This window comes from Halobaculum sp. EA56 (assembly GCF_051195075.1).
In the GTDB taxonomy this organism is placed as follows: domain Archaea; phylum Halobacteriota; class Halobacteria; order Halobacteriales; family Haloferacaceae; genus Halobaculum.
Genome location: NZ_JBNTJX010000002.1, coordinates 427,954 through 451,370, shown reverse-complemented (window position 1 = coordinate 451,370; position 23,417 = coordinate 427,954). Strand labels below are relative to the sequence as shown.

At 71.5% G+C, this 23,417-nt stretch carries 18 protein-coding genes; 12 read left to right on the top strand and 6 right to left on the bottom strand.

Going from position 1 to position 23,417, the window contains the following annotated elements; translation table 11 throughout:
* Position 1: 1 nt before the first annotated feature.
* A complete protein-coding gene (gene aglG, locus ACQUQ1_RS05495) occupies positions 2-922 on the bottom strand; it encodes a glucosyl-dolichyl phosphate glucuronosyltransferase (protein WP_435063261.1) in 921 nt (306 codons plus the stop codon).
* Positions 923-1,026: 104 nt separating this feature from the next.
* Here aglG and ACQUQ1_RS05490 point away from each other — a divergent pair, with 104 nt between their 5' ends.
* From ACQUQ1_RS05490 to ACQUQ1_RS05475, 4 genes are all read left to right on the top strand, one after another.
* On the top strand, positions 1,027-4,425 hold the full coding sequence (locus ACQUQ1_RS05490) for an oligosaccharyl transferase, archaeosortase A system-associated (protein WP_435063260.1): 3,399 nt from the start codon (positions 1,027-1,029) through the stop codon (positions 4,423-4,425).
* Between the two features lie 177 nt (positions 4,426-4,602).
* Positions 4,603-5,490: a DUF368 domain-containing protein gene (locus ACQUQ1_RS05485; RefSeq protein ID WP_435063300.1), complete on the top strand. Its 888-nt coding sequence runs from the start codon at positions 4,603-4,605 to the stop codon at positions 5,488-5,490.
* 70 nt (positions 5,491-5,560) lie between these two features.
* Positions 5,561-6,010 carry a DUF371 domain-containing protein gene (locus ACQUQ1_RS05480; RefSeq protein ID WP_435063259.1) on the top strand — a complete coding sequence of 150 codons (450 nt, stop codon included), beginning with the start codon at positions 5,561-5,563 and terminating at the stop codon, positions 6,008-6,010.
* Positions 6,011-6,062: 52 nt separating this feature from the next.
* A complete protein-coding gene (locus tag ACQUQ1_RS05475) occupies positions 6,063-6,917 on the top strand; it encodes an endonuclease III domain-containing protein (RefSeq protein WP_435063258.1) in 855 nt (284 codons plus the stop codon).
* Between the two features lie 5 nt (positions 6,918-6,922).
* Here the strand turns inward: ACQUQ1_RS05475 and ACQUQ1_RS05470 are convergent, their stop codons facing one another.
* The 3 genes from ACQUQ1_RS05470 to ACQUQ1_RS05460 all read right to left on the bottom strand — a co-directional run bounded on the left by ACQUQ1_RS05470 (position 6,923) and on the right by ACQUQ1_RS05460 (position 10,016).
* The gene (locus ACQUQ1_RS05470; protein WP_435063257.1) at positions 6,923-7,369 is read right to left on the bottom strand and encodes a DUF7332 family protein; all 447 of its coding nucleotides are present in this window, start codon (positions 7,367-7,369) and stop codon (positions 6,923-6,925) included.
* A 116-nt stretch (positions 7,370-7,485) separates the two neighbouring features.
* Positions 7,486-7,857, bottom strand: a complete 372-nt coding sequence (locus ACQUQ1_RS05465) for a methylglyoxal synthase (protein ID WP_435063256.1) — start codon at positions 7,855-7,857, stop codon at positions 7,486-7,488.
* 233 nt (positions 7,858-8,090) lie between these two features.
* Entirely contained in the window at positions 8,091-10,016 is a 1,926-nt protein-coding gene (locus ACQUQ1_RS05460; protein WP_435063255.1) for a beta-CASP ribonuclease aCPSF1, read from the bottom strand.
* A gap of 209 nt (positions 10,017-10,225) precedes the next feature.
* On the opposite strand from ACQUQ1_RS05460, the gene ACQUQ1_RS05455 reads away from it, so the two are divergent.
* The 7 genes from ACQUQ1_RS05455 to ACQUQ1_RS05425 all read left to right on the top strand — a co-directional run bounded on the left by ACQUQ1_RS05455 (position 10,226) and on the right by ACQUQ1_RS05425 (position 20,747).
* On the top strand, positions 10,226-10,771 hold the full coding sequence (locus ACQUQ1_RS05455) for a hypothetical protein (RefSeq protein WP_435063254.1): 546 nt from the start codon (positions 10,226-10,228) through the stop codon (positions 10,769-10,771).
* Positions 10,772-11,181: 410 nt separating this feature from the next.
* Positions 11,182-12,681 (top strand): proline--tRNA ligase, encoded by a 1,500-nt coding sequence (gene proS / locus ACQUQ1_RS05450; protein WP_435063253.1) that lies wholly within the window; start codon positions 11,182-11,184, stop codon positions 12,679-12,681.
* Between the two features lie 291 nt (positions 12,682-12,972).
* Positions 12,973-17,514 (top strand): glutamate synthase large subunit, encoded by a 4,542-nt coding sequence (gene gltB, locus ACQUQ1_RS05445; protein WP_435063252.1) that lies wholly within the window; start codon positions 12,973-12,975, stop codon positions 17,512-17,514.
* A gap of 361 nt (positions 17,515-17,875) precedes the next feature.
* Positions 17,876-18,460 carry an NUDIX domain-containing protein gene (locus ACQUQ1_RS05440; RefSeq protein ID WP_435063251.1) on the top strand — a complete coding sequence of 195 codons (585 nt, stop codon included), beginning with the start codon at positions 17,876-17,878 and terminating at the stop codon, positions 18,458-18,460.
* Between the two features lie 24 nt (positions 18,461-18,484).
* On the top strand, positions 18,485-19,423 hold the full coding sequence (gene mch, locus ACQUQ1_RS05435) for a methenyltetrahydromethanopterin cyclohydrolase (protein ID WP_435063250.1): 939 nt from the start codon (positions 18,485-18,487) through the stop codon (positions 19,421-19,423).
* Between the two features lie 18 nt (positions 19,424-19,441).
* Positions 19,442-20,029 (top strand): hypothetical protein, encoded by a 588-nt coding sequence (locus ACQUQ1_RS05430; RefSeq protein ID WP_435063249.1) that lies wholly within the window; start codon positions 19,442-19,444, stop codon positions 20,027-20,029.
* Positions 20,013-20,747 carry an HAD family hydrolase gene (locus ACQUQ1_RS05425; protein WP_435063248.1) on the top strand — a complete coding sequence of 245 codons (735 nt, stop codon included), beginning with the start codon at positions 20,013-20,015 and terminating at the stop codon, positions 20,745-20,747. The genes ACQUQ1_RS05430 and ACQUQ1_RS05425 overlap by 17 nt, the downstream gene beginning before the upstream one ends.
* A 60-nt stretch (positions 20,748-20,807) precedes the next feature.
* Here ACQUQ1_RS05425 and ACQUQ1_RS05420 read toward each other — a convergent pair whose 3' ends face one another.
* Positions 20,808-22,430 carry a GTPBP1 family GTP-binding protein gene (locus ACQUQ1_RS05420; RefSeq protein WP_435063247.1) on the bottom strand — a complete coding sequence of 541 codons (1,623 nt, stop codon included), beginning with the start codon at positions 22,428-22,430 and terminating at the stop codon, positions 20,808-20,810.
* Positions 22,431-22,611: 181 nt separating this feature from the next.
* The gene (locus tag ACQUQ1_RS05415; protein WP_435063246.1) at positions 22,612-23,142 is read right to left on the bottom strand and encodes a J domain-containing protein; all 531 of its coding nucleotides are present in this window, start codon (positions 23,140-23,142) and stop codon (positions 22,612-22,614) included.
* Positions 23,143-23,245: 103 nt separating this feature from the next.
* Between ACQUQ1_RS05415 and ACQUQ1_RS05410 the strand changes: the two genes are divergently transcribed.
* On the top strand, positions 23,246-23,392 hold the full coding sequence (locus tag ACQUQ1_RS05410; protein WP_435063245.1) for a hypothetical protein: 147 nt from the start codon (positions 23,246-23,248) through the stop codon (positions 23,390-23,392).
* The last annotated feature ends 25 nt before the right edge of the window (positions 23,393-23,417 follow it).

Sequence of the window (23,417 nt, the reverse complement as noted above, 5' to 3'; positions counted from 1 at the left end):
GTCACCCCCACTCCGCGATCCCGTACACGTACCCGCAGCCGACCGCCCCCGTCAGCACCAGCAACATCGCCAGCTGTCGTGCCTTCGCGCTCGACGGGTCGCGGAACAGTCCCCGGAGGCGCCCCGGGACGTACTCGCCCAGCAGGTCGCCGAGGAACTCGCCCTCCTCGCCGCCGGAGTCGGGGACGAGCTGTTGCATCGCGCGCTTCGAGTACCCCTGCCAGAACGCTCTGTCGAGCAGCCAGCCCGGGTCCGTCCGGTACTCGAACACCTTGTGGGCGACCGTCGCGTCGGGGTTGTACCAGACTCCCTCGTCGTACTCGTCGCGGAGGCGGGCACACAGCTCCGTCTCGCCGCCCTGCAGGTTCTTGTCGCCCTTGCGGCCCCCGACCTCCGTGTCGAACCCGCCGAGGTCGAGGAACACCTCGCGCTCGAAGGAGATGTTCGAGCCGAACGTGTTCCGGACGTACCCGGGCCCGTCGGCGAACCCGCGGTGGGTCACCCCGACGAGCCAGAAGAACTCCTCGGGGAGGAAGTCCGGCCGGCCGGCGACCCACTCTGGGGTCATCTTCCCGCCGACCGCGACGGCGTCCTGTGCCTCGTAGCTCTCGACGAGTTCCTCGACCCACCGCTCGTCGGCGACGGCGTCGTCGTCGATGAACGCGACCACGTCGCCGTCGGCCAGGTCCGCGCCGGTGTTCCGGCTCTCCAGCAGGCCGACGTTGCGGTCGTTGCAGTGGACCACGACGTCGGATCTGCCTCCGTACTCCTCGACTACCCGGTCGTAGAGGTCGTCGTTGCCGTCGACGACGACGACCAGCTGTACGTCCCCGTAGGACTGGTCGAGCACGCTGTCCGCCGCCTCGCGGAACTCCTCGAACATCGACTCCGCGTACGTACAGAGGACGACGGAGACTCGCACGCCCCACAGCAGAACGGTCGGTGGCTTACGTGTTGTGCATTCCCGCGAACGGGCGGGCGACCACTTCACAAGGCTTATCCTCGTTTTCCGAATCCATCGATGCAATGAGTCGAAGCGATAGCGACACGACCCCGGACGGCGGGAAGCCCGCCACCTCCGTTCCGGGCCTCGACTACTCCCTCGAGGGGAAGTCGGTCGTCGACGTCCTCCGGGACCTCTATCACGTCCCGGCACTCCTGGCGGTCGTCGCGTTCATGCTGTGGGTCCGCCTCCAGTCCTACGGCAACTTCGTCCGCGACGGCGAGGTGTACTTCAGCGGGAACGACGCGTGGTACCACCTCCGGATGGTCGAGTACACCGTCGCGAACTGGCCGTTCACGATGCCGTTCGACCCGTGGACGAACTACCCGTTCGGGACGAGCGTGGGGCAGTTCGGCACCCTGTACGACCAGATCGTCGCGACCGCCGCGCTGGTCGTCGGCCTCGGGTCGCCCTCGGCGGACCTGGTCGCGAAGACGCTGCTCGTCGCGCCCGCCGTGTTCGGCGCGCTCGTCGCGGTCCCGACGTACCTGCTCGGCAAGCGTCTCGGCGGCCGCGTCGGCGGGCTGTTCGCCGCGGTCGTTCTCATGCTTCTGCCCGGGACGTTCCTCCGGCGCGGGCTCGTCGGGTTCGCCGACCACAACATCGCCGAGCCGTTCTTCCAGACGTTCGCGGTCGTCGCGCTGATGGTCGCGCTCGCGGTCGCACAGCGAGACCGCCCCATCTGGGAGCTGGTGCAGACCCGCGAGTGGGAGGAGCTGAAGCCCACGGTCGCCTGGAGCGCGCTGGCGGGGGTGGCCACGGGGCTGTACATCTGGACGTGGCCCCCCGGCGTGTTCCTCGTCGGCATCTTCGGCGTCTACCTCGTCCTCCAGGCGGTCAGCGACCACGCGGGCGGCCGCTCCGTCGACCACGTCGGCTTCGTCGGCGCGGTCTCGATGTCGGTCGTCCTGGCGATGAGCCTGATCACCTTCCACGAGCCGTCGTTCAACCCCGTCTCGTTCGGCTTCGTCCAGCCGCTGGCCGCCGCCGGCGTCGCCGCCGGCGCGGTCGGGCTCGCGTGGCTGGCGCGGCGGTTCGAGGCCGCGTCCTTCGAGGACCCCCGGGTCGACTCCCACGGGTACGCGGGCGCGATCGGGGCACTGTCGCTCGTCGGGCTCGCGCTGGTCGTGCTGATCGACGCGGCGCCGTTCTCGACGGTCGAGGGGAACCTCCTCCGCATCGTCGGCTTCTCGGCGGGCGCGCAGGCGCGGACCATCGGCGAGGCCCAGCCGTTCCTCCAGTCCGGGCTCGTCCAGTACTACGGGAGCTTCGGCGTCGTGCTCGCCGAGTACGGCTTCGCGTTCGTCACGGCGCTGGCTGCGACCGTCTGGCTGCTCGTCAAGCCGCTGTGGCGGCGCGGCACCTCCGGCGACTACTACTACCTCGGCGGGTCGGCGCTCCTGCTCGTGTTCGTCTTCGTCGGCCGGCCGCTGTTCAACTCCATCGCGTCCGGCCTCGGTCTGAACCCCCAGGTGGCCGGCCTCGGCCTCGTCGCCGCGCTGGTGTTCGGCGCGGCCGCGCGGATCCGCTACGACGCGGAGCACCTGTTCGTGTTCGTCTGGGCGGCGTTCATGGCCGCGGCGGCGTTCACCCAGGTCCGGTTCAACTACTACCTCGCGGTCGCCGTCGCCGGGATGAACGCCTACTTCCTCCGTGAGATCCTCGCGGTCATCGGAGTCGACTTCTCCGCCGACGTCTCGGTGCCGGACGTCGAGACGTATCAGATCATCGCCGTCGCGATGGCGGTCCTGGTCGTGCTCGGCCCGGTGCTCGTGGTCCCGCTCTCGCTCGGGGACACCGGACAGGCGTCCATCGACCGGACGAACACGGCCGTCAGCGTCGGCGGGAACACCGGCCCCGGCGCGGTGACCATCTGGGACGAGAACCTCGAGTGGATGAGCAACAACACCCCCGCCGAGGGGAACCTCGGTGGCGCCGGGAACGCGGGCGAACTCGACTATTACGGGACGTACCCGATCCCCGACAACGAGAACCACGACTACCCCGAGGGCGCCTACGGCGTGATGTCGTGGTGGGACTACGGCCACTGGATCACCACCGAGGGGGAGCGCATCCCGCACGCCAACCCGTTCCAGCAGGGCGCGGGATCGGCCGCGGACTACCTGCTCGCGCCCAGCGAGGAGCGCGCGGCCGAGGTCCTCTCGGAGATCGACCCCGAGAGCAACGAGGCCGAGCAGATGCGGTACGTCATGGTCGACTGGCAGATGGCGACCGTGGGGTCGAAGTTCGGCGCGCCGGTCGTCTTCTACGACGACGAGAACGTGAGCAGGTCGGACTTCTACACCCCGACGCTGCGCGCGCAGGAGACGCGGCAGGGGACGCGGTACGGCGTCGCGTTCTACGACAAGAAACAGCGGTACTACGAGAGCATGATGATCCGGCTGTACAAGTACCACGGGAGCCGGGCCGAGCCGACGGTGAACACCATCGTCGGCGAGCGCGTGGTCGTCTTCGACTACGACACGGTGACCGGGAACGACGGCACCACCTACAAGGTGCTCCCGACCGGTGAGAACGAGTCGGCGATCCGGACGTTCGGCAACATGAGCGCCGCCGAGCAGTACGTCGAGGAGGACGGCAGCGCCCAGATCGGGGGGGTCGGGTCGTTCCCGCGGGAGGCCGTCCCCGCGCTGGAGCACTACCGGCTGGTGAGCACCTCCGACACCTCGGCGTACTCGTCGAGCCAGTACCAGCGGACGGTGCTGCGCGAGTCGCGGGCGCTCGGCCTCCGGCCGACGATGCTCCAGCAGACCAGCCCGCAGTGGGTGAAGACGTTCGAGAAGGTGCCCGGCGCGACCGTCGAGGGCGACGGGGCCGACCCCAACGAGACGCTCACAGCGCGGGTCGTGCTGAAGGTGCCGAACGGCGGCCCCGGCGGCAACGCCTCGACGTTCACCTACGAGCAGCAGACGACCGCGAACGAGGACGGCGAGTTCTCGTTCCACGTCCCGTACTCGACCACCGGCTACGACGAGTACGGTCCGGAGAACGGATACACCAACGTGAGCGTCCGCGCGACGGGCGCCTACACCGTCACCGGCGAGGTCGAGAGCAACGAGTCGGCGTACATCGTCCGCAACGAGGGGACGTTCAACGTGAGCGAGGGGCTGGTCAACGGCGCCGAGGACGGCACGGTGACCGTCACGCTGGAGGAGGAGGTCCTCCGCGAGCCCGAGGGCGCGCAGAACGGCTCGGAGACGAACAACTCGACCGGGTCGGACAACTCCAGTTCGCTGCCGAGCGAGTTCGACCCGCTCGACGGCCTCGACTCGACGGCGGACGGCTTCGGGACCGACGCCGGGGCGACCGGCGACGCGTCGCTTCCGGCCGGGGACACGGTGGCCGTGACGGAGGCCGCTCCCGCCGTCCGCGCGCCGGACCGGCGAACGCTCGCGCCGTAGATGACCGACGACCGCGGGGGTGAGGCGGTCGACGCGACGGGACCGGGCGACGCCTCCGGTCCGACGGAGTCGACCGCCGCTAGGGGGAGGACCGCGGCGTCGACGTCGTCGACGGGGGAGGCGACGCTCGTCGAGCGCGACCACGGCCCGCTGGGGACGTACCTGCGGGGCGTCGCGATGGGGACGGCCGACGCCGTCCCCGGCGTCTCCGGCGGCACCGTCGCGCTGATCACCGGCATCTACGACCGGCTCATCGCGGCCGTCACGGCCGCCACGCCGGCGCTCGCGCGGCGCGCGCTCGACGGCCTGCTGGGCGACCGGGCGGAGCTTCGCCGGGTGTGGACCGCTGTCGACGGCTGGTTCCTGCTCGCGCTCGGCGCGGGCATCGCCACCGCGATCCTCACCGTGACGCGGGCGCTCCACGTCGCCCTCGAGACGGAGCCGGTGCTCACCTACGGGTTCTTCTTCGGACTGATCGGCGCGTCGGCGGTCGTCCTCCGGGGGGAGTTCCGCGTGGACACCCGCGGGCGCGCGGCCGCGGCGGTCGCCGGCGTCGCCATCGCGTTCGTCGCCTCCGGCCGCGCGTCGGCCGCGCTCGGGGAGACCGCGCTCGCGACGTTCCTCGCGGGGGCAGTCGCCGTCAGCGCGATGATCCTCCCCGGCATCTCCGGCTCGCTGCTGCTGGTCATCCTCGGGCAGTACGACCGCATGACCGGCGCGCTGTCGTCGTTCGTGGACGCGCTGCTCGCGGTCGTGACCGGCGGCCCCGTCGCGACGGTGGTCGAGACGGGCGTTCCCGTCGTCGCCTTCCTCGCCGGCGGCGTCGTCGGACTGCTCACCGTCGCGCACGCGGTCCGCGCGGCGCTGTCGGCGCGACGGGCGGCGACGCTCGCGTTCCTGATCGGGCTCGTGATCGGCGCCCTCCGCGCGCCGGTCGTCCGCGTCGGCGAGGAGGCCGGCGCCTGGACCGCCGGGATCGCCGCCGAGTTCGCGGTCGCCGCCGTCGTCGGCGCGGCCGCGGTGTTCGCGCTCGACCGGCTCGCGGGCGGCATCGACCTCGACTGACCGGGCGGGGCGACCCCGACCGACCGCCGCGAGTCGCGGCCGTTTTGTCGCCGCCGCCCGCAGCGGGGGTATGACCGAGGACGCCGACCCCGAGCCGGCGGTCCGGGAGGTGACGGTGCGCGCGAGCGGCCACGAGCACGTCAGCGCCGGGCACGCGAGCACCTTCGAGGTGACCAGCGACGACTGGCTCACGCCCGCCGGCGACTGCATCCTCGCGGTCGAGGCGGACACCACGCCCGCCGACGTGCCCCGGTCGTTCGTCGAGGCGTGTCGCTCCCGGGGGGCGACGATCGTCGCCGAGTTCGAGGCCGCCGACGCGACCGAGACGGTCACCGGGCGGGGACACCCGGATCTCACGTTCGAGGGCGACCGGAGCATGGTCGGCCGGACGAGCGACTACGTCGACGACCGGACGGTCATGGTCGGTGCCGACAAGGCCGCGGCGGACTTCGACCGACGCCTCGTCGCCGCGCTGGAGCGTGGGGCGCCGCTGACGATGACGCTCCGGGTGGAGCCGTAGGCGGCCGGACCGCGGGCGACGGTTCTTGTACGATGCCGCCCGAGGGACCCGCATGAGCGACGACGAACCCGCCGAGAACATCAGCGGCGGCGACGCCGGCGGCGGCCGCCCGGCGGCGTTCGAGGCGGCCGAGGACCCCGCCACGCGCGCGGAGGCGGTCGTCGACGCCCTCGGCGACCAGTACTGGCGGAAGGCCTACGGCGGCCAGGACGCCTTCGAGTGTCTGGTCCGGACGATCCTCTCGCAGAACACCAGCGACAAGGCGAGCCAGCCCGCCCACGACGCGCTGATGGCGCGGTACGGACCGGCGGACGACGGCGCGGACGGCGGGGGCGACGGGGACGACCTCGCCGAGTCGCTCGCGGACGCCGCGCAGGACGAGGTAGCCGAGACCATCTCCGGGGCCGGGCTGTACAACATGAAATCCGAGCGGATCGTCGCGCTCGCCGAGCGCGTCGTCGAGGAGTACGGCGGCGCCGACGGGTTCGACGCGTTCGTGCGGCGGGAGGACCCCGGGACGGTCCGCGAGACGCTGCTGGACATGGACGGCGTCGGCCCGAAGACGGCCGACTGCGTCCTCCTGTTCGCGGGCGGCCGCGGCGGCGTCTTCCCCGTCGACACGCACGTCCACCGGATCGCCAGGCGGATGGGGCTGGCGCCGGCGGACGCCGACCACGAGGGAGTCCGCGAGGCGCTGGAGGAGTCAGTTCCCCCCGGGAAGTGCGGCTTCGGCCACACGGCGATGATCCAGTTCGGCCGCGAGTACTGCACCGCCCGCGAGCCGGCGTGTCTGGGGGGTCCCGAAGCGTGCCCGCTGTACGACCTGTGCGACCGGGTGGGTATCGACGAACTCGCGGGCGAGGCGGTCGACCCGAGCGAGGCCGTCGCCGACGGCTCCGGCGACTGAGTAGCCTACTCGACGGAACACTCCGCCTCGGGGACGCCCTCGACGGGCGCCTCGGACTGTTCGTAGGTCGAGTCGCCGGGGGCCATGTCCAGCATCGGCAGCGAGAGGGTGTAGTCGAACACGAGCGCGAACCGCGAGAACGGGTCCGCGAGGAAGTCCCCCGCGTCGCCGACGCCCGCGAAGACGACGCCGGTCTCGAGGTCGACTACCTCCGCCTCGCCCGTGGACCCGACGGCCGAGAAGCCGAACGCACCCTTTCCGCCGAGGTTGGTGAACAGCGACGTGTACACCGAGACGTCGATGGTCGGCCCCTCGGTGCCGACGGTCAGGTCCTCCCCGTCGCCGAAGCAGTCCTCGGGCGCGGCGGTCGCGGGCGCGACGGCCGACGCGGCGAGGGTCGAGAGACACACGAGGAGCGCGAGCCCGATCCGTATCGCGGGGCAGGTCCTCACGCCGTGTCCTTGTCGGCAGGGGAACAAAAAGACGGGCGAACCGCGTATCGGAGTTGATACCTTGCCGACGGTCGCTCAGTTCCGGGGAGCGGCACACCGAGCGCAGCCGACCCCGGCTAGGGGGCCTCGCCGATCCCCTCGACGACGTGGGCGGCGCCGGCGGGGTTCGTCGCCAGCGGCACGTCGTGCACGTCGCAGATCCGCATGAGCGCGGAGATGTCGGGCTCGTGCGGCTGGGCGGTCAGCGGGTCGCGGAGGAAGACGACGCCGTGACAGTCGCCGTTGACCACCTCGGCGCCGATCTGCATGTCGCCGCCGAGGGGTCCGGACGACTTCCGCTCGACCGTCAGGTCGGTCTCCTCGTTGAGTCGCTTGCCGGTCGTCCCCGTCGCGAGCAGGTCGTGGGTGGCGAGCACGTCGGCGTGCGCGCGAGCGAACTCGACGAGGGTGTCCTTCTGTTCGTCGTGGGCGATGAGCGCGATGCGCATACCGGGTCCTCGGCGGGGCGGGACTTGAGTGGGGGCGGTGGTGGGTCGACCTACCGTGAGCGTCTCACGAGAGGTCCACGGGCGGGACCACTACCGTGTCGTACCGCGAGCGAGCCAGCCGGCAGGCTGGTGAGCGAGCGGACGTTTTGTCGTGAACGGGTTTTCAATGGGGGTTCCCGCAAGGAGCGAGCGCAGCGAGCGACCGAGGAAACCCCCATCCGAAAAGCGGTTCTTTATTTGAAGCGGAACGTCTCCAGGTTCTTCGGCGCGAACGTCCGCATGTTGTAGTCGTGATACAGCGCCGACGAGAAGTCCTGCACCGAGCGCTCGTCGCCGTGGACGCACAGCACCTTCTCGGGGCGGGGGTTCATCGTCTTCACGAAGTTCTCCAGCCCCTGCCGGTCGGCGTGGCCGGAGAAGCCGTCGACCGTCTCGACGTCCATCTTGAGCGTGAGCGTCGACGTGCGGCTACGGTCCTGGGGGTCCTGCACCGGGATCTCCTCCCAACCGTTCTGGATCCGGCGGCCGAGCGTTCCCTGGGCCTGGTAGCCGACGAAGGTGAGCGTGGAGTTCTCCTCGGTGCCGAGGTGGCGCAGCCACGACATGATCGGGCCGCCGGTCATCATCCCCGAGGTGGAGAGGATGATGCAGGGCCCGCCGTCGGCGACCTCCTGACGCTCCTCCTCGCCGCCGTCGATGTGGTTGAACTGGTCGGCGAGGAAGGGGTTCTCGTCCTCGTGGAAGATCCTGTCCCGTAGCTCGTCTCGGAGGTACTCGGGGTAGGTCGTGTGGATCGCCGTCGCCTCCCAGATCATGCCGTCGAGGTGGACCGGCATCTCGGGGATCTTGTCGGTGCGCATCGCCTCCTCGAGCACCATCATGATCTCCTGGGAGCGCCCGACGGCGAACGCCGGGATCAGCACCTTCCCGTCCCGGTCGTAGGTGTCGTTGATCACCTCGACCAGCTTGCGCTCGGAGTCCTCCTGGTCGGTCTGGTAGTCGTTTCGGCCGCCGTAGGTGGACTCCATCACGAGCGTCTCCACGCGCGGGAAGTCGTTGACCGCCCCGTTGAACAGCCGGGTGTCGTCGTAGTGGATGTCCCCCGAGAAGCAGACGTTGTAGAGGCCGTCGCCGATGTGGAAGTGCGAGACGGCCGACCCGAGGATGTGACCCGCGTTGTGGAACGTGAGCTTCACGTCCGGCGCGATGTCGGTGACGTCGCCGTACTCCAGCGGGATGGTGTGTTTGATCGCCTCGCGCACCTGCGCCGACTCGTACGGGGGCGTGCGGCCCTCCTTGCTCGCGACGTCGAGGTAGTCGAGCGTGAGCAGGCCCATCAGGTCACGTGTCGGCTCCGTGCAGTAGATGGGGCCGTCGTAGCCGTACTTGAACAGCAGCGGGATGAGCGCCGAGTGGTCGAGGTGCGCGTGGGTGAGCACGACCGCGTCGATGTTCTGGGCGCCCGCGCCGAGCGCCTCCGGCACCTGGAGGTACGGCACCTCGCCCTCGGCGCCGGGCTTGTCGCCGCAGTCGACGAGGATCCGCGTCTCGGCCGTGTTGAGGATGAACGAGGCCCGGCCGACCTCGCGGCAGCAGCCGAGCGTGGTGATCCGGACCCACTGCTCGTCGGCCATCTCCTCGCGGTGGATGGTGCGCCCGACCCGCTCGAGGATGTCGCGCCGCTCCTCGCGCTCCTGCTTCAGGAAGTTGCGGACGTTCGACACCGTGGAGGACTCGATCGGCGGCGTCCGGACCACCTCGGGGGTCCAGCCGACCTCCTGGGTGATCTCCCGGAGGGTCGAGCCGTGGCGGCCGATGACCATCCCGGGCTTCTCGGCCTCGATGACGACCTCGCCGGTGTCCTCGTGGAAGTCGAGGTCGGCGACGCCGGCGTCGTCGGGGATGATCTCCTCGATCTTCGCCTCCGCCTCCCGGGGATCCGAGAGGACGTCCGGGTGCGGGCGGACGGTGATCCGCTTTCTGAGCTTCGAGGCGAGGCGGCGAACGAGGTCGCCGTCCTGCGCGAACTCCTTGGGGTGACGCGTGTAGATGACCAGCTCGGGGCCCTCGTACTTCACGTCGGTGACGGAGATGTCGTCGGGGATCTCCGATTCGATCTGTGCTTTCGTGGATTCCAGCTGTTTCTCGACTTGACTCATAACTGAGAGGGTCGTCGCGGGTACCGCGGGGCGCGGCTGTCGGACGCCACGCCCTCGGGTCGACTGTGAGTTGAAGACTGCATGAGTACGGGACGCTCCGTTCGTAGCTGCCCGCGTGGGCGACGGAAAACCCGCTTGGCCCCACGTAACCGCCGCGTGTTATAAAACTCTTCGCAAACCACTACCAGTGAGGGGGCCGAAGCGGGCGTATGCGACTCACGCCCGCCGTCGTCGCGGCCGAGCGCGACCGCCTGCGCGAGCGCGCGCGGGTCGTCGTGCCGCTCGTGAACGAGACGCGCGCCGCGCTCGGCGACCTGTTCGACGCCGACGTCGACCCGATCGACGACGCGCAGTACCGCCGCGAGGTCGACCGCGTGTTCGCCGACGGCGACCGCGCGGTCAACGTCGCCGCCCTCGCGGGACTGTTGCGCGACCTGGACGTCGAGGGCGACTACCCGGGGTTCGTCGTCGACGAACTCCTCGGGCGGCGCCTCGCCTCGACCATCGCCGGCGGGCAGCCGCTCGCGCTGCTCGCGGAGGCGACGTTCCACTTCGCCGACACCCGGGTCCACGGCGCCGCCGGCGACGCGGCGGGCGCGGACGACCTCGACGCCGCCCTCGCGGCGGGGTTCCAGACCAGGCTCCCGGGCTGGTCCTGGCGGGAGGGCGGGAGCCCGTTCGCGGTCGAGCCGGTCGGCTCCGACGACGGCGACGGGTCCCCGGACCGGACCCAGGACGGACCGTCGGGGGCGTGAGGGGACAGCGCGCCGCCCGCGAGGTGCTGCCGGAGGCGAGCGCGCGGCGCACGTCGTCGCGCCCGCGGTCGTCCCTAATCGTACTGTCAGTACAGCGCGAGCAGGTCGTCGGTGCCGTCGGCGTCGAGTTCGACGGTCGTCCGGGTTCCGCCGGCGAGTCCCCCCGGTCGGACCCTAAGCGTTGCCGCCGGACGACACTGGGTAGCACGGCGGGGGAACGCTCTTGCCGCCGGCGGGCGTCCTTCGGGTGTGAACGCCCGCCGTCGCCGCCGTGTCCGCACGCGCGGAGCCGACGGGCGGCGCGTTCGGTCGCCCGTCCCGCCGCGTGGCGCGTAGCCACGCACCCACCCTTGTCACCTCCGACGGACCGAACGCACCGAGTTTAAGACGGCAGTCCGATACCCACGAGTATGAGCGAAGGCGAGTCCGCCGACTCCGGCAGCGACGACCAGGAGTTGGGGATCACGAAGTCGAAGGAGTACGAGACCGGCGAGTGGTACGCCGAGGTCGTCAGAAAGGCCGGCCTGGCGAACTACGCGCCCGAGGGGATGTCCGGGTTCATCGTCACCCGGCCGCGCGGGTACGCGCTGTGGGAGCGCCTGCAGGGCTTCCTCGACGCGAAGTTCAAGGACACCGGGGTGCAGAACGCGTACTTCCCGATGTTCATCCCCGAGTCCTATCTGGAGGCCGAGAAGGACATCGTCGAGGGGTTCGATCCCGAGGTCGCGTGGGTGACCCACGGCGGCCACGACGAACTGGAGGAACGCCTCGCGGTGCGACCCACCTCGGAGTCGATCATCACGCCCTACATCAGCCAGTGGGTGCGGAGCCACCGCGACCTCCCCCTGCGGGTGAACCAGTGGTGCTCGGTGGTGCGCTGGGAGGCGACGGAGACGAAGCCGTTCTTCCGCACGAAGGAGTTCCTCTGGCAGGAGGGTCACACCGCCCACGCCGACCGCGAGGGCGCCTGGGAGGAGACGATGACGCGGCTCGACCAGTACGAGTCGGTGTACGAGGACTTCCTCGCGATCCCCGTCCTCCGGGGGCAGAAGCCCGACCACGACAAGTTCCCCGGCGCCGACACCACCACCACGGTGGAGGCGCTGATGCCCGACGGCAAGTCCGTCCAGGGCGGCACCTCCCACTACCTCGGGACGAGCTTCGCGGAGGCGTTCGACATCACCTTCTCCGACGAGGACGAGGCGGAGCGCCTCGCACACACCACCTCCTGGGGGCTCTCCTGGCGCGCGCTGGGCGCGCTCATCATGACCCACTCGGACGACCAGGGGCTCGTGCTCCCCCCCACGGTCGCGCCCACGCAGGTCGCCATCGTCCCCATCTGGCAGGAGGACACGAAGGACGAGGTGCTCGACTACGCCGAGGGCGTCGCCGAGGAGCTGGAGGAGGCGGGGATCCGCGTCGAACTGGACGACCGCGACACGCGCAATCCCGGCTTCAAGTTCAACGAGCACGAACTCAACGGGGTCCCCGTCCGCTTCGAGATCGGTCCCTACGAGGTCGAGGACGACGAGGTCACGGTCGTCCACCGGCCCGACGGCGCGGAGTCGACCGTCGCCCGCGACGGTATCGCCGACACGACCCGCGAGCACCTCGACGAGGTGTACGCGAAGCTGTACGCCGCCGCCGAGGAGAACCTCGAGGGCGAGGTCCGCGAGGCGGACTCCCGGAACGAGATCCTCGGAACCATCGGCCAGCACGGCGGCTACGTGAAGGCGCCCTGGTGCGGCGACGAGGCCTGCGAGGACGAGGTGAAAGACCAGATCGCCGCCGAGATCGTGATGGTCCCCTTCGAGGGGGACGACGACCTCCGCGACGCCGACCACGACGAGACGTGCGCCGTCTGCGGGGAGGCGGCGACGCGGACCGCCTACTTCGCGAAGTCGTACTGACCCCGCCCCGACGGCTCCGGCCCCGGTCGGCGAGGGGCCCGACGTCGACCACGCCCGCACGCGGCCGGCCGGTCCGCATCCCCCGTTTTCCCGTCCGTTCCCGCCGCCGGAGCACGCCCGCATCCCTCGACATGACAACTCGAATCCGAGTCAGGGCGAGCCGTCCCGCGGTTCGGGATCCTCACGGTCGTCCGAGAGGATAGGGTTGTCCTTTGATACCCTAATATGCCAATAACACACCCTTAGCCGTTTAGGGTCAGCCCTTTACCCGGGTGGCCTGTACCGTACCACATGACTGAGCCGGACGCGTCGGCGCACGTCGGGGGCCTGGCGGACCCCAGTGACGAGCGCTCGAACTGTGGTGTGGGCGCCGTCGTCGACTTAGACGGCGGTCGGTCGCACGAAGTAGTAACGGACGCACTCGACCTGCTGGAGAACCTCGAACACCGGGGGACGACGGGCGCCGAACAGAACACCGGGGACGGCGCCGGGATCATGATCGAACGGCCGGACGCCTTCTTCGAGTCGGTCGTCGGCGACCTGCCCGAGCGGTACGCGGTGGGGTCGCTGTTCATGCCGACCGACGACGCCGCGCGCGGCGACCTGGAGTCGCTCGTGGAGTCGACGCTCGCGGGGTACGACCTGGAGGTGCTCGCGTGGCGCGACGTGCCGACCGACGCCGAGGCCGCGGACCTCGGGAAGACGGCGCTGGAGTCCGAGCCCGACGTGTGGCAGGTCTTCGTCGCGCCGACGGACGACCCGAGCGACGACGACCTCGACCGACGGCTGTACGTCGCGCGGCGGGCGCTGGAGTCGGCCGTCGAGGGCGTCGACGGCGGCGAGCGATTCTACGTCTGCTCGCTGGACCGACGGCGCGTCGTCTACAAGGGCCTGCTGAAGGCGGATCAGCTCCCCGCGTACTACCCGGACCTGGGCGACGGGCGCCTCGACACCGGCGTCGCGCTGGTGCACGCGCGCTTCTCCACGAACACCCTGGGGGCGTGGCACCTCGCGCACCCGTACCGCAACATCGTCCACAACGGCGAGTTCAACACCATCCAGGGCAACGTCAACTGGATGCGCGCGCGCCAGTCGGACCTGGCCGACGGCGGCTTCACCGACGAGGAACTCGACGCGGTGCGGCCGGTCATCTCCGACCCGAACCAGTCGGACACGGCGTCGGTCGACGAGACGCTCGACCTGCTGCTCAACGGCGGGCGCGAACTCCCCCACGCGCTCCGGATGATGATCCCCGAGGCGTACCGCAAGGACGACGCGATGAGCGAGGCGCGCCGCGACTTCTACGACTACCACGCCTCGCTGGTCGAGCCGTGGGACGGTCCCGCCCTGGTTATCGGCTTCGACGGCGACCGCGTCGCCGGCGTGCTCGACCGCAACGGCCTGCGGCCGTGCCGCTACGACGTGACCGCCGACAACCGCCTCGTGATGGGCAGCGAGGTCGGCGCGCTGGAGCACGACCCGAGCGAGGTCAAAGAGCGCGGGCGCCTCCGCCCCGGCGAGACGTTCGTCGCCGACCGCGGCGAGGGCCGCGTCCTCGACGACGAGGAGGTGTTCGCCGACCTCACCGACGGGAAGTACGGCGAGTGGGTCGACGCCGAGCAGCGCGACCTGGCGGACGTGACCGCCGATGCCGACCCGAGCCCCGAGACCGGACCGGACGACGACCTGCGGAGCAAGCAGGCGGCGTTCGGGTACACGACGGACCAGCTGAACCACCTCATCGGCCCGATGGCCGAACAGGGGAAGGACCCCGTCGGCTCGATGGGCGACGACACGCCCCTCTCGGTCCTCTCGGAGTTCGACCGCCCGCTGTTCACCTACTTCAAGCAGCTGTTCGCGCAGGTGTCGAACCCGCCGATCGACTACATCCGCGAGGAGCTCGTCACCTCCCTGGAGACTCGTCTCGGGCCCCAGCGCAACCTCCTCGGGGAGACACCCGAGCACGCCCGCCAGGTCGTCAACGACTCCCCGGTGCTCACCGAGGAGGAGACCGCGACGCTCCGTGACCTGGAGACGGCGACCGACGGGACGCTCACGTCCGTCACGCTGGACATGACGTTCGATCCCGACGACTCCCTCCGGGAGGCCGTCGAGGACCTCCGCGCGGCCGCGGCCGAGGCGGTCCGCGACGGCGCCGACGTGCTCGTCCTCTCGGACCGCGACATGGGCGCCGACCGGATGCACGTCCCGAGCCTGCTGGCGACGGGCGCGGTCCACCACCACCTCGTCCGCGAGGGCCTGCGCGCCCGCGCCGGCCTCGTGGTCGAGTCGGGCGACCCGCGGGAGGTCCACCACGTCGCGTGTCTCGTCGGCTACGGCGCCGGCGGGGTGTGTCCGTACCTCGCGTACGACACCGTCCGCGACATCGTCGCCGGCCCCGACGGCGCCGACGAGGGGAAGGCGCTCTCCGCCTACCGCGACGCCCTGGAGATGGGCCTGCTCAAGACGATGGCGAAGATGGGCATCTCGACGGTCGAGTCCTACCAGGGCGCACAGATCTTCGAGGCGGTCGGCCTCGACTCCGACCTCGTGCGCGAGTACTTCGAGGGCACCGAGATCCGGACCGAGGGGATCGGACTCCCCGAGATCGAATCGGACCTGCGCGAGCGCTACGAGGTCGGCTTCGGGGAGGACCCCGAACTGGAGACGCAGGGCGAGTACGAGCACCGCTCCTCGGGGATCAAGCACGGCTGGAATCCCCACTCGGTGAACGCGCTCCACACCGCCGTCCGCGAGGGCGACCGCGAGGCGTGGGACGAGTTCGCCGCGCAGGTGAACGACCCCGACGAGCCCGCGGAGCTTCGCAACCTCCTCGACATCTCCTCCGAGCGCGACCCGGTCCCCGTCGATGAGGTCGAACCCGTCGAGGAGATCGTCGAGCGCTTCTCGACGGCCGCGATGAGCCTGGGGAGCCTCTCGCCCGAGCAACACGAGAACAACGCGATCGCGATGAACCGGATCGGCGCGAAGGCGAACACCGGCGAGGGCGGCGAGCCCCCCGAGCGCTTCGACACCGAGCGTAACTGCAACGTCAAGCAGGTCGCCTCCGGGCGCTTCGGCGTCACGTCGAACTACCTGGCGAGCGCCGAGGAGATCCAGATCAAGATGGCGCAGGGCTCGAAGCCCGGCGAGGGCGGCCACCTCCCCGGTCCGAAGGTGAACGAGTACATCGCCCACGTGCGCTACTCTACGCCCGGGGTGGGGCTCATCTCGCCGCCGCCGCTGCACGACATCTACTCCATCGAGGACCTGAAGCAGTTGATCTACGACCTGAAGGCCGCGAACCCGGAGGCCGACATCAACGTGAAGCTCGTCTCCGAAGCGGGCATCGGCACCATCGCCGCCGGCGTCGCGAAGGCGGAGGCGGACGTGGTCCACATCTCCGGGCACTCCGGCGGGACGGGCGCGTCGCCGAAGACGTCGATCAAGAACGCCGGCCTCCCGTGGGAGCTGGGCGTCGCCGAGGCGAACCAGATGCTGCGCGCGACGGGCCTGCGTGACCGCATCACCGTCTCGGCCGACGGCGGGCTCAAGACCGGCCGCGACGTCGCCGTCGCGGCCCTGCTGGGCGCCGAGGAGTTCGCGTTCGGGACGGCCGCGCTCGTCTCCTCGGGCTGCGTGATGGCCCGACAGTGTCACCAGAACACCTGCCCGGTGGGCGTCGCCACCCAGCGCGAGGACCTGCGCGACCGGTTCCCCGGCGAGCCCGAGCACGTCATCAACTACATGACGTTCATCGCCCAGGAGCTGCGCGAGATCATGGCCGACCTGGGGTTCACCTCGGTCGACGAGATGGTCGGCCGGGTCGAGTGCCTCTCCCAGCGCGAGGTCGACCACCCGAAGGCGAGCAAGCTCGACCTCTCGGCGCTCATCGCCGAGCCCGCCGACGACGGCCCGCGCCACAAGGTCCGCGAACAGGACCACCCCGACCTCGACGAGGCGCTCGACTGGGACCTCCTCGACGAACTCGGCGACAGCGTCGCGACGGGCGAGCCAGCCGCGCTCGCGGCGGACGTGGACAACACCGACCGCGCGGTCGGCGCCACGCTTTCGAACCGCATCTCGGAGGCCCACGGCGAGGACGGGCTCCCCGCGGGCACGCTCGACCTGGACTTCCGCGGCGAGGCTGGCCAGTCGTTCGGCGCGTTCCTCGCCTCGGGCGTCGACGCACACCTCGTGGGCGCCGCCAACGACTACGTCGGCAAGGGGCTCTCCGGCGGAACGGTCGTCGTGGAGACGCCCGAGGACGCCGGCTTCGAGCCCGACGAGAACATCCTGATCGGCAACGTCGCGCTGTACGGCGCGACTGACGGCGAAGCGTACGTCAACGGGATGGCCGGCGAGCGCTTCGCCGTCCGCAACTCCGGCGTGAAGGCGGTCGTCGAGGGCGTCGGCGACCACGGCTGCGAGTACATGACCGGCGGCGTGGTGGCGGTGCTGGGCGACGTGGGCCGCAACTTCGCGGCGGGGATGTCCGGCGGCGTCGCGTACGTCCACGACCCGGACGACGAACTGGCCGCCAAGACGAACACGGGGATGGTGAGCCTGAGCGACGACCTGACCGACCAGGACGAGGCGATGCTTCGCCGCCTGGTCGAGAACCACCACGCCCGCACCGGCAGCGAGCGCGCGGCCGACCTGCTCGCCGACTGGGAGTCGGTCGTCGGCGACTTCACGCGCGTCCTGCCGGACGCGTACGCCGAGGTGATCGCGGAGGGCCGCGGCGACGACGTGCGCGAGGAGATCCCCGAGGCGGCGGACGGGGTGGAGGCCGCCGCGAAGTTCGGGGCGGGCGCCGTCGGCGACGACTGAGGTGAGGTCGACCGCGGGGAGACCTCGGTGAGTCGGCGGCGAGGTCTCCGTGCCGAGCCGCCCACGAACGAGGCGTCGCCGAGCGAAGCGAGGCGACGGACGGGCGGCGTTCACAAATCGCGGTGCGATTTGTGAGCTCACGAGACCGCAGGTCTCGTGAACGGCGAGGTCCTCGTGCCGAGCCGCCCACGAACGAAACGAGACACGATCGAAGCGAGCGTCCCGGAGACACGGCGCAACGGTCTCCGTGCCGAGTCGCCCACACACAGGACCCACCGCCGACTCGGTTCCGGGGACCCGATCCCCGCGGAAGCGTCCCCCGACCGGCGTTTTTTGTGCCGCCGCGACCCGGTACTCGACGATGACCCGCCACGGCCCGCCCGAGCACTGCCCCGACTGCGGGAGCGCGCTGTCCCACCCGGACCCGCCGACCGTCCACCGGTGTCGCGACTGCGACGAGTTCGTCTTCCACAACCCGACCCCGAACTGCCGCGTCGCGGTCCTGGAGAGCGACCGCGTCCTGTTCGCCCGCATCGACGACGCCCACCGGGTCGAGCCGTCGCCGGACGACCCCGAGCGGGAGTGGATGCTCCCGGGCGGCCACCTCGAGGTGGACGAGCAGCCGGACACGGCGGCGGCACGGGAGCTGCACGAGGAGACCGGGCTGGCGGTCGACCCCGACGACCTCCGCCTGTTCGACGCCGTCACGCGACAGGTCGTGGAGGGGAGCCACGCCCTCGTCCTCCTGTACGCCGTCGCCCGCCGGGCGACGGAGGGGGAGCCCGTCGGCGCGAGCGACGCGGCGGGGGCGGCGTTCCTCGGGCCCGGGGAGTTCGGCGGCCGGGAGCGCTACCGGACGCTGTACGACGAGCCGGAGCGATACCGCGAGCCGTCGGGCCTGCGCGACCGGGCGCGGGCGGCGCTCGCCGGGCAAGACCGGGCTTAAACCGCAGGCCGACGAAGCCCGCCCATGGACAGCCTCAATCGCATGGCGGTGGAGCTGGTCGACGAGGCGCTCGACTTCGCCGACGAGCTCAACGTCGCCGGCTACGAGCTCGACTCGGGCGCGACGGTGATCGACTTCGGCGTCGAGGCGGACGGCGGCCTGGAGGCGGGCCTGCTCCTCGCGGAGATCCAGACCGCCGGCCTCGCCACCCTCCAGACGCGGATGGGCCGCGTCGACGGGTCGCCGACGCCGTACGTCGAGCTGACGACCGACCACCCGGGTATCGCCCTGCTCGGGTGTCAGAAGGCCGGCTGGGAGCTCGACGTCGGCGAGTTCGCCGGGCTCGGCTCCGGCCCCGCCCGCGCGCTCGTGGGCGAGGAGCGCGAGTACCAGGCGCTCGGCTACTACGACGAGTTCGACCTGACGGTGCTGTGCGTCGAGAGCGCCGTCCTCCCGGACGACGCCGTCGTCGAGCACGTCGCGGAGAAGGCGAACGTGAACGAGGGGGCCGTCTACCTCCCGACGACGGCGCTCGGGTCGACCGCCGGGAGCGTCACCGCGGCCGCCCGCGCCGCGGAGTTGGCCGTCTTCCGCCTGTTCGAGCTCGGGTACGACCCCCAGGACGTGCAGTCCGCCGCCGGGTCGGCGCCGGTCGCCCCGGTCAGCTACGACGAGACGGAGGCGATGGGCCGGACGAACGACGCCCTCGCGTACGGCGGGGAGGCCCACCTCACCGTCGCCACCGACGACCCGGACGTGTTCGAGCAACTCCCCTCCAGCGCCGCCGACGAGTACGGCCGGCCGTTCTCGGCAGTGTTCGCCGACGCCGACTACGACTTCTACGAGGTCGACGAGTCCGTGTTCGCCCCCGCGGCCGTCACCGTCGACGTGCTCGACGGCCCGACGTACGCGCTCGGGGGAACCCACGAGGACCTGCTCGCGGAGTCCTTCGGGTACCAGTGATCTGAGCGACGGGAGCCCATGAAGTTCAAACTCGTCCCCGAACCGCCGGACACGGCGGCGTTCGTCGCCGACGCGCAGGCGGCCGTCCCGCTGGTCCCCGGCAGCGAGGACGACTGCTGCGCCCGGCTGATGCGCCGACTCGGCCTCCGCTCGCGCGACGTGGCCCGGACGTGGCTCACCTTCCTCCGGGCGCTCGGGCTGGCCGAGGAGACCGACGAGGGGTTCAAGCGCCGGCGCGCGGACCCGACCGTCGACCGCCTGCGGGAGCGCCTGCTGTCTGGCGTCTACGGCGCGAGCGACGTGGCCGACGCCCTGCTGGCCGCCGACGGCGACGGCCCCGACGGCGGAGCGACGCCGGGCGGCGGCCACGCCGCCGACGAGGCCGACCCGCTGAGTGCCGAGGAGGCCTTTGCGGGGTTCGCCGACCGGGTCCCCGAGTGGGAACGCTACCGCACCGAGGACTGGGAGTCGGTGTGGCGAGAACGCGTGCGCCGGATCCTCGGATGGTTCGTCCTGCTCGACCTCGCCGCCGAACGCGACGGCGGGTACGTCGCGACCGGGACGCTCCGGACGCTTCGACAGGGGGAGGATGACCCGGCGGAGTGAGCGCGGGAACGACGGCCGGAGCGAAGGGGCCGACCCCGCTCAGACCCTCGCGCCCCCGCTCGCCGACCCCCGGGCGGTGACGTTCGACCTCGACGACACGCTCGTCTCGTACCGCCGTACCACCGGCGACGTGCTGGCCGCCGCGTTCGAGGCCGTCGGAACCGACCCGGTGTTCCCCGTCGACGCGTACCGCGACCGCTTCGCCGAGTTCAACGACCGGACGGGTTCGATAGCGGACCTCCGTGCGGCGTGTTTCGCCGAACTCGCCGCGGACCGGGGCCGCGATCCGGAACTGGGCCGCGAGGTCGCCCGGGCGTTCGAGCGCGAGCGCGACCAGTCGAACGTGACGTGGCGCCCCGGCGCCCCGGACCTGCTGGACGCGCTCGACGAGCGCGGGGTGCCCTACGCGGTCGTGACGAACGGCCCGCCCGACGCGCAGGCGGCGAAGGCGGGGGCCGTCGGCCTCGACGAGCGCGCGGTCGACGTGGTGTACGCCGGTCACGACGCGCCCGCCAAGCCCGCGGCGGGGGCGTTCGAGGCGGCCCTGGCCGCCCTCGGCGTCGACGCCGACGACGCGGTCCACGTCGGCGACTCGCCGGCGTCGGACGCCGAGGGCGCGCTCGCGGCGGGGATGGACGCCGTGCTCGTCGGCGACCGGACACCGGTCCCCGAGGACGCGGCCCGGGTGCCGTCGCTGTCCGCGCTCGTGGACGGGTGAGAACGGAACGGAGAGAGCGAACGGATCCGCACCCGCGGACGGCCTGGACGCGGGTGGGCGTTACTCGTCGCCGTACTCGACGCCGGTGACGGTGCCGACGCCCTTGCTCTGCCCCTCGCGGAAGACGAACCGCTGGCCCTCCTCGACGAGGTACGGGTGGAACTTGAACCGGATCTCGGTCTCGCCGGTGTCGCCGGGGAGGAGCCGCCCGCCCTCGGGCGAGAACACGGCGGCCTCGCTCACGGTCTCCAGGTGGACGACCGGCTCGTACCCCTCCCCGATCCGGGTGGGGTGGTTCAGCACCATCACCTCGGCGTCGAAGGAGCGGACCGGTCGCGGGTCGGCGTCGCGGGGGACCAGCGCCATCCCCCGCCGGATCTCCTCCTCCCTGACGCCCTTGAGCGCGATGCCGACGATCCGGCCGGCGCGCGCCCTGTCGACGCGGTGGTAGTGCATCTCGATGGAGCGCACCTCCACCTCGCGGAAGGAGCCGTCGGCCATCGGCCCGAGCAGGAGGTCGTCGTCGGCCTCCACCTCGCCCGAGCGGATGGTGCCGGAGGCGACCGCGCCCACCCCCTTCACGTCGTAGGTGCGGTCGATGTACATCCGGAAGTCGCCGTCGGCGCCGGCGGCGCGTTTCGGGAGGGCCTCCAGCATCCGATCGAGTTCGCCCAGGCCCTGCTTCGTCACCGCCGAGGTGAGCAGCACGGGGACGACGCCGTCGCCGATCTCGTCGACGGCGGCGGCGACGCCGTGGCGGCCCGTCCGGAGGGGCGTCTGGCCGACGTCCCTGAGCATCGACTCCACCTCCCGCTCGACCTCCCGCACGCGCTCCTCGGGGGGCGCATCGACCTTCGTGATCGCGACGACCGTCGGGAGTTCCATCGCAAGCAGGATGCCGAGGTGTTCCCGGGTGGTCTTCGTCGGGCCGTCGTCGGCGGCGACCGTCAGGAGGCCGTAATCGAGCTTCTGGCCGACGAGCCCCCGGATCGTCGTGCGGAGCCACGGCTCGTGACCGACGGTGTCGACGAACGAGACGAGGCGGTCGGCCTCCTCGACGACGCGGGCGCGGTCGGACTTGCGGTCGGGGTTGTCCATGCGGACGGGGCCGTCGTCGTCGAAGCCGTACACGCCGTAGCTGAGGTCGGCCGAGAGCCCGCGCTCCATCTCGTGGGGCTGCACGTCGAGGTACGAGCGGGTGCCGCCCTCGCCGTCGTCGGCCTGCCCGGTGACGAGCGTGCCGACGAGCGTGGACTTGCCGTGGTCGACGTGGCCGGCGGTGCCGACGACGATGTGGTCGTCGTCCGCCTCGAACGCCGCGCCCTCGCGGATCGTCGCGAGGCCGACGATCCCGCCCTCGGCCTCGTCGTCGCCGGCGGCCCACGTCTCCACGTCGTGGATGTGCGCGTCGGCCTCCTCGGCCAACAGCGAGAGCACGTCCATCGACTCCGAGAAGGCGGTCGGCGCGATGCCCGCGATGCCGCCGTCGTCGGTGACGCCGACCACGTACAGCGCCTCGCCGTCGCCCGAGAGCACCCGGTGGCGCAGCTGTGCGGCCAGCGACTCCATGCGACCCTCCGCCAGGTGGACCTCGCGAGTGAGGCGGGTCTTGAACTCGACGTTCCCGCCCTCCTCCTCGCCGCGCTCGATGGTACGCCGGAGCACGGCCCGGTCTGCGCCCATAGCCGTCGGGTAGGGTCGGGCGAGTATAACGGTTTTCACGCGTATGTGACTCAATGGCACAGTAGCGACGGGGACCTCGGGCGTTCGACGGGTGCCGTGAGGCGACGGACGGGCGGGACGAGCGGAACGACAGGACCGTCGGAACGGTCCGCGTTCGCCCGGAACGGCGGGGGCGGAGGCGTCAGTCCTCCTTCAGCGTCTCGTAGGCGCGGTTGACGCGCTTGAACTCCTCCTCGTCGCCGCCGGAGTCGGGATGCGTCTCCTTCACCCGCTCCCGGTAGGCGGACTTCACCGCCGCCTGGTCGGCGCCGGCGTCGACGCCGAGCGTCCGGCGGGCGTCGCCGGGGGGCATCCCCGAGGTCGCGTTCGGCGCCGCGGCCCCGGCGGTCGTCCCACGCCCGCGCCCCCGCGGGCCGCCGGGTCCGACCCGTCCGCCGTCGCCCATCCGGGCGCGCGCCTCGCGGGCGAACCGGGAGTCGCCCCCGCGGGGGCCCTCGGCGGCGCCCCGTCGCGAGCGACGGCCGGCGGCGCGCGAGCGGAGGTCCTCCTTCATCCGGCCCGACGCCTGGTACCACATGAAGTAGGCGGCCGCGCCCGTCGGGAGCGCCGCGACGAACACGAACGGCGAGTGAGTGATCCCCAGCATCGCGAGCGTCGCCGTCAGGCCGGCGAGCACGGCGGCGATCCCGAGCAGGAGTACGTCGCGGTCCACACCCCGGATCGGCGCCGGCCGACCGTAAACCCCTCGCCGGGCGACCGGAACCGGCGGAGCGGCCAAGTCCCCCGACGCCCAACGGACGTCCGGAGGCACCACGATGAGCGTCACCGGACTCTGTCAGGTGTGTGAGGTCGCCGCGGCGAACTTCTCGTGCGACCGCTGCGGCGCGGCCGTCTGCCGGGATCACTACGACGCGGACACCGGCTTCTGTGCCGACTGCGCCGCGGGGCCGGGGATGACGTAGGCCCCGTCGACCCGCGGCGACGGCC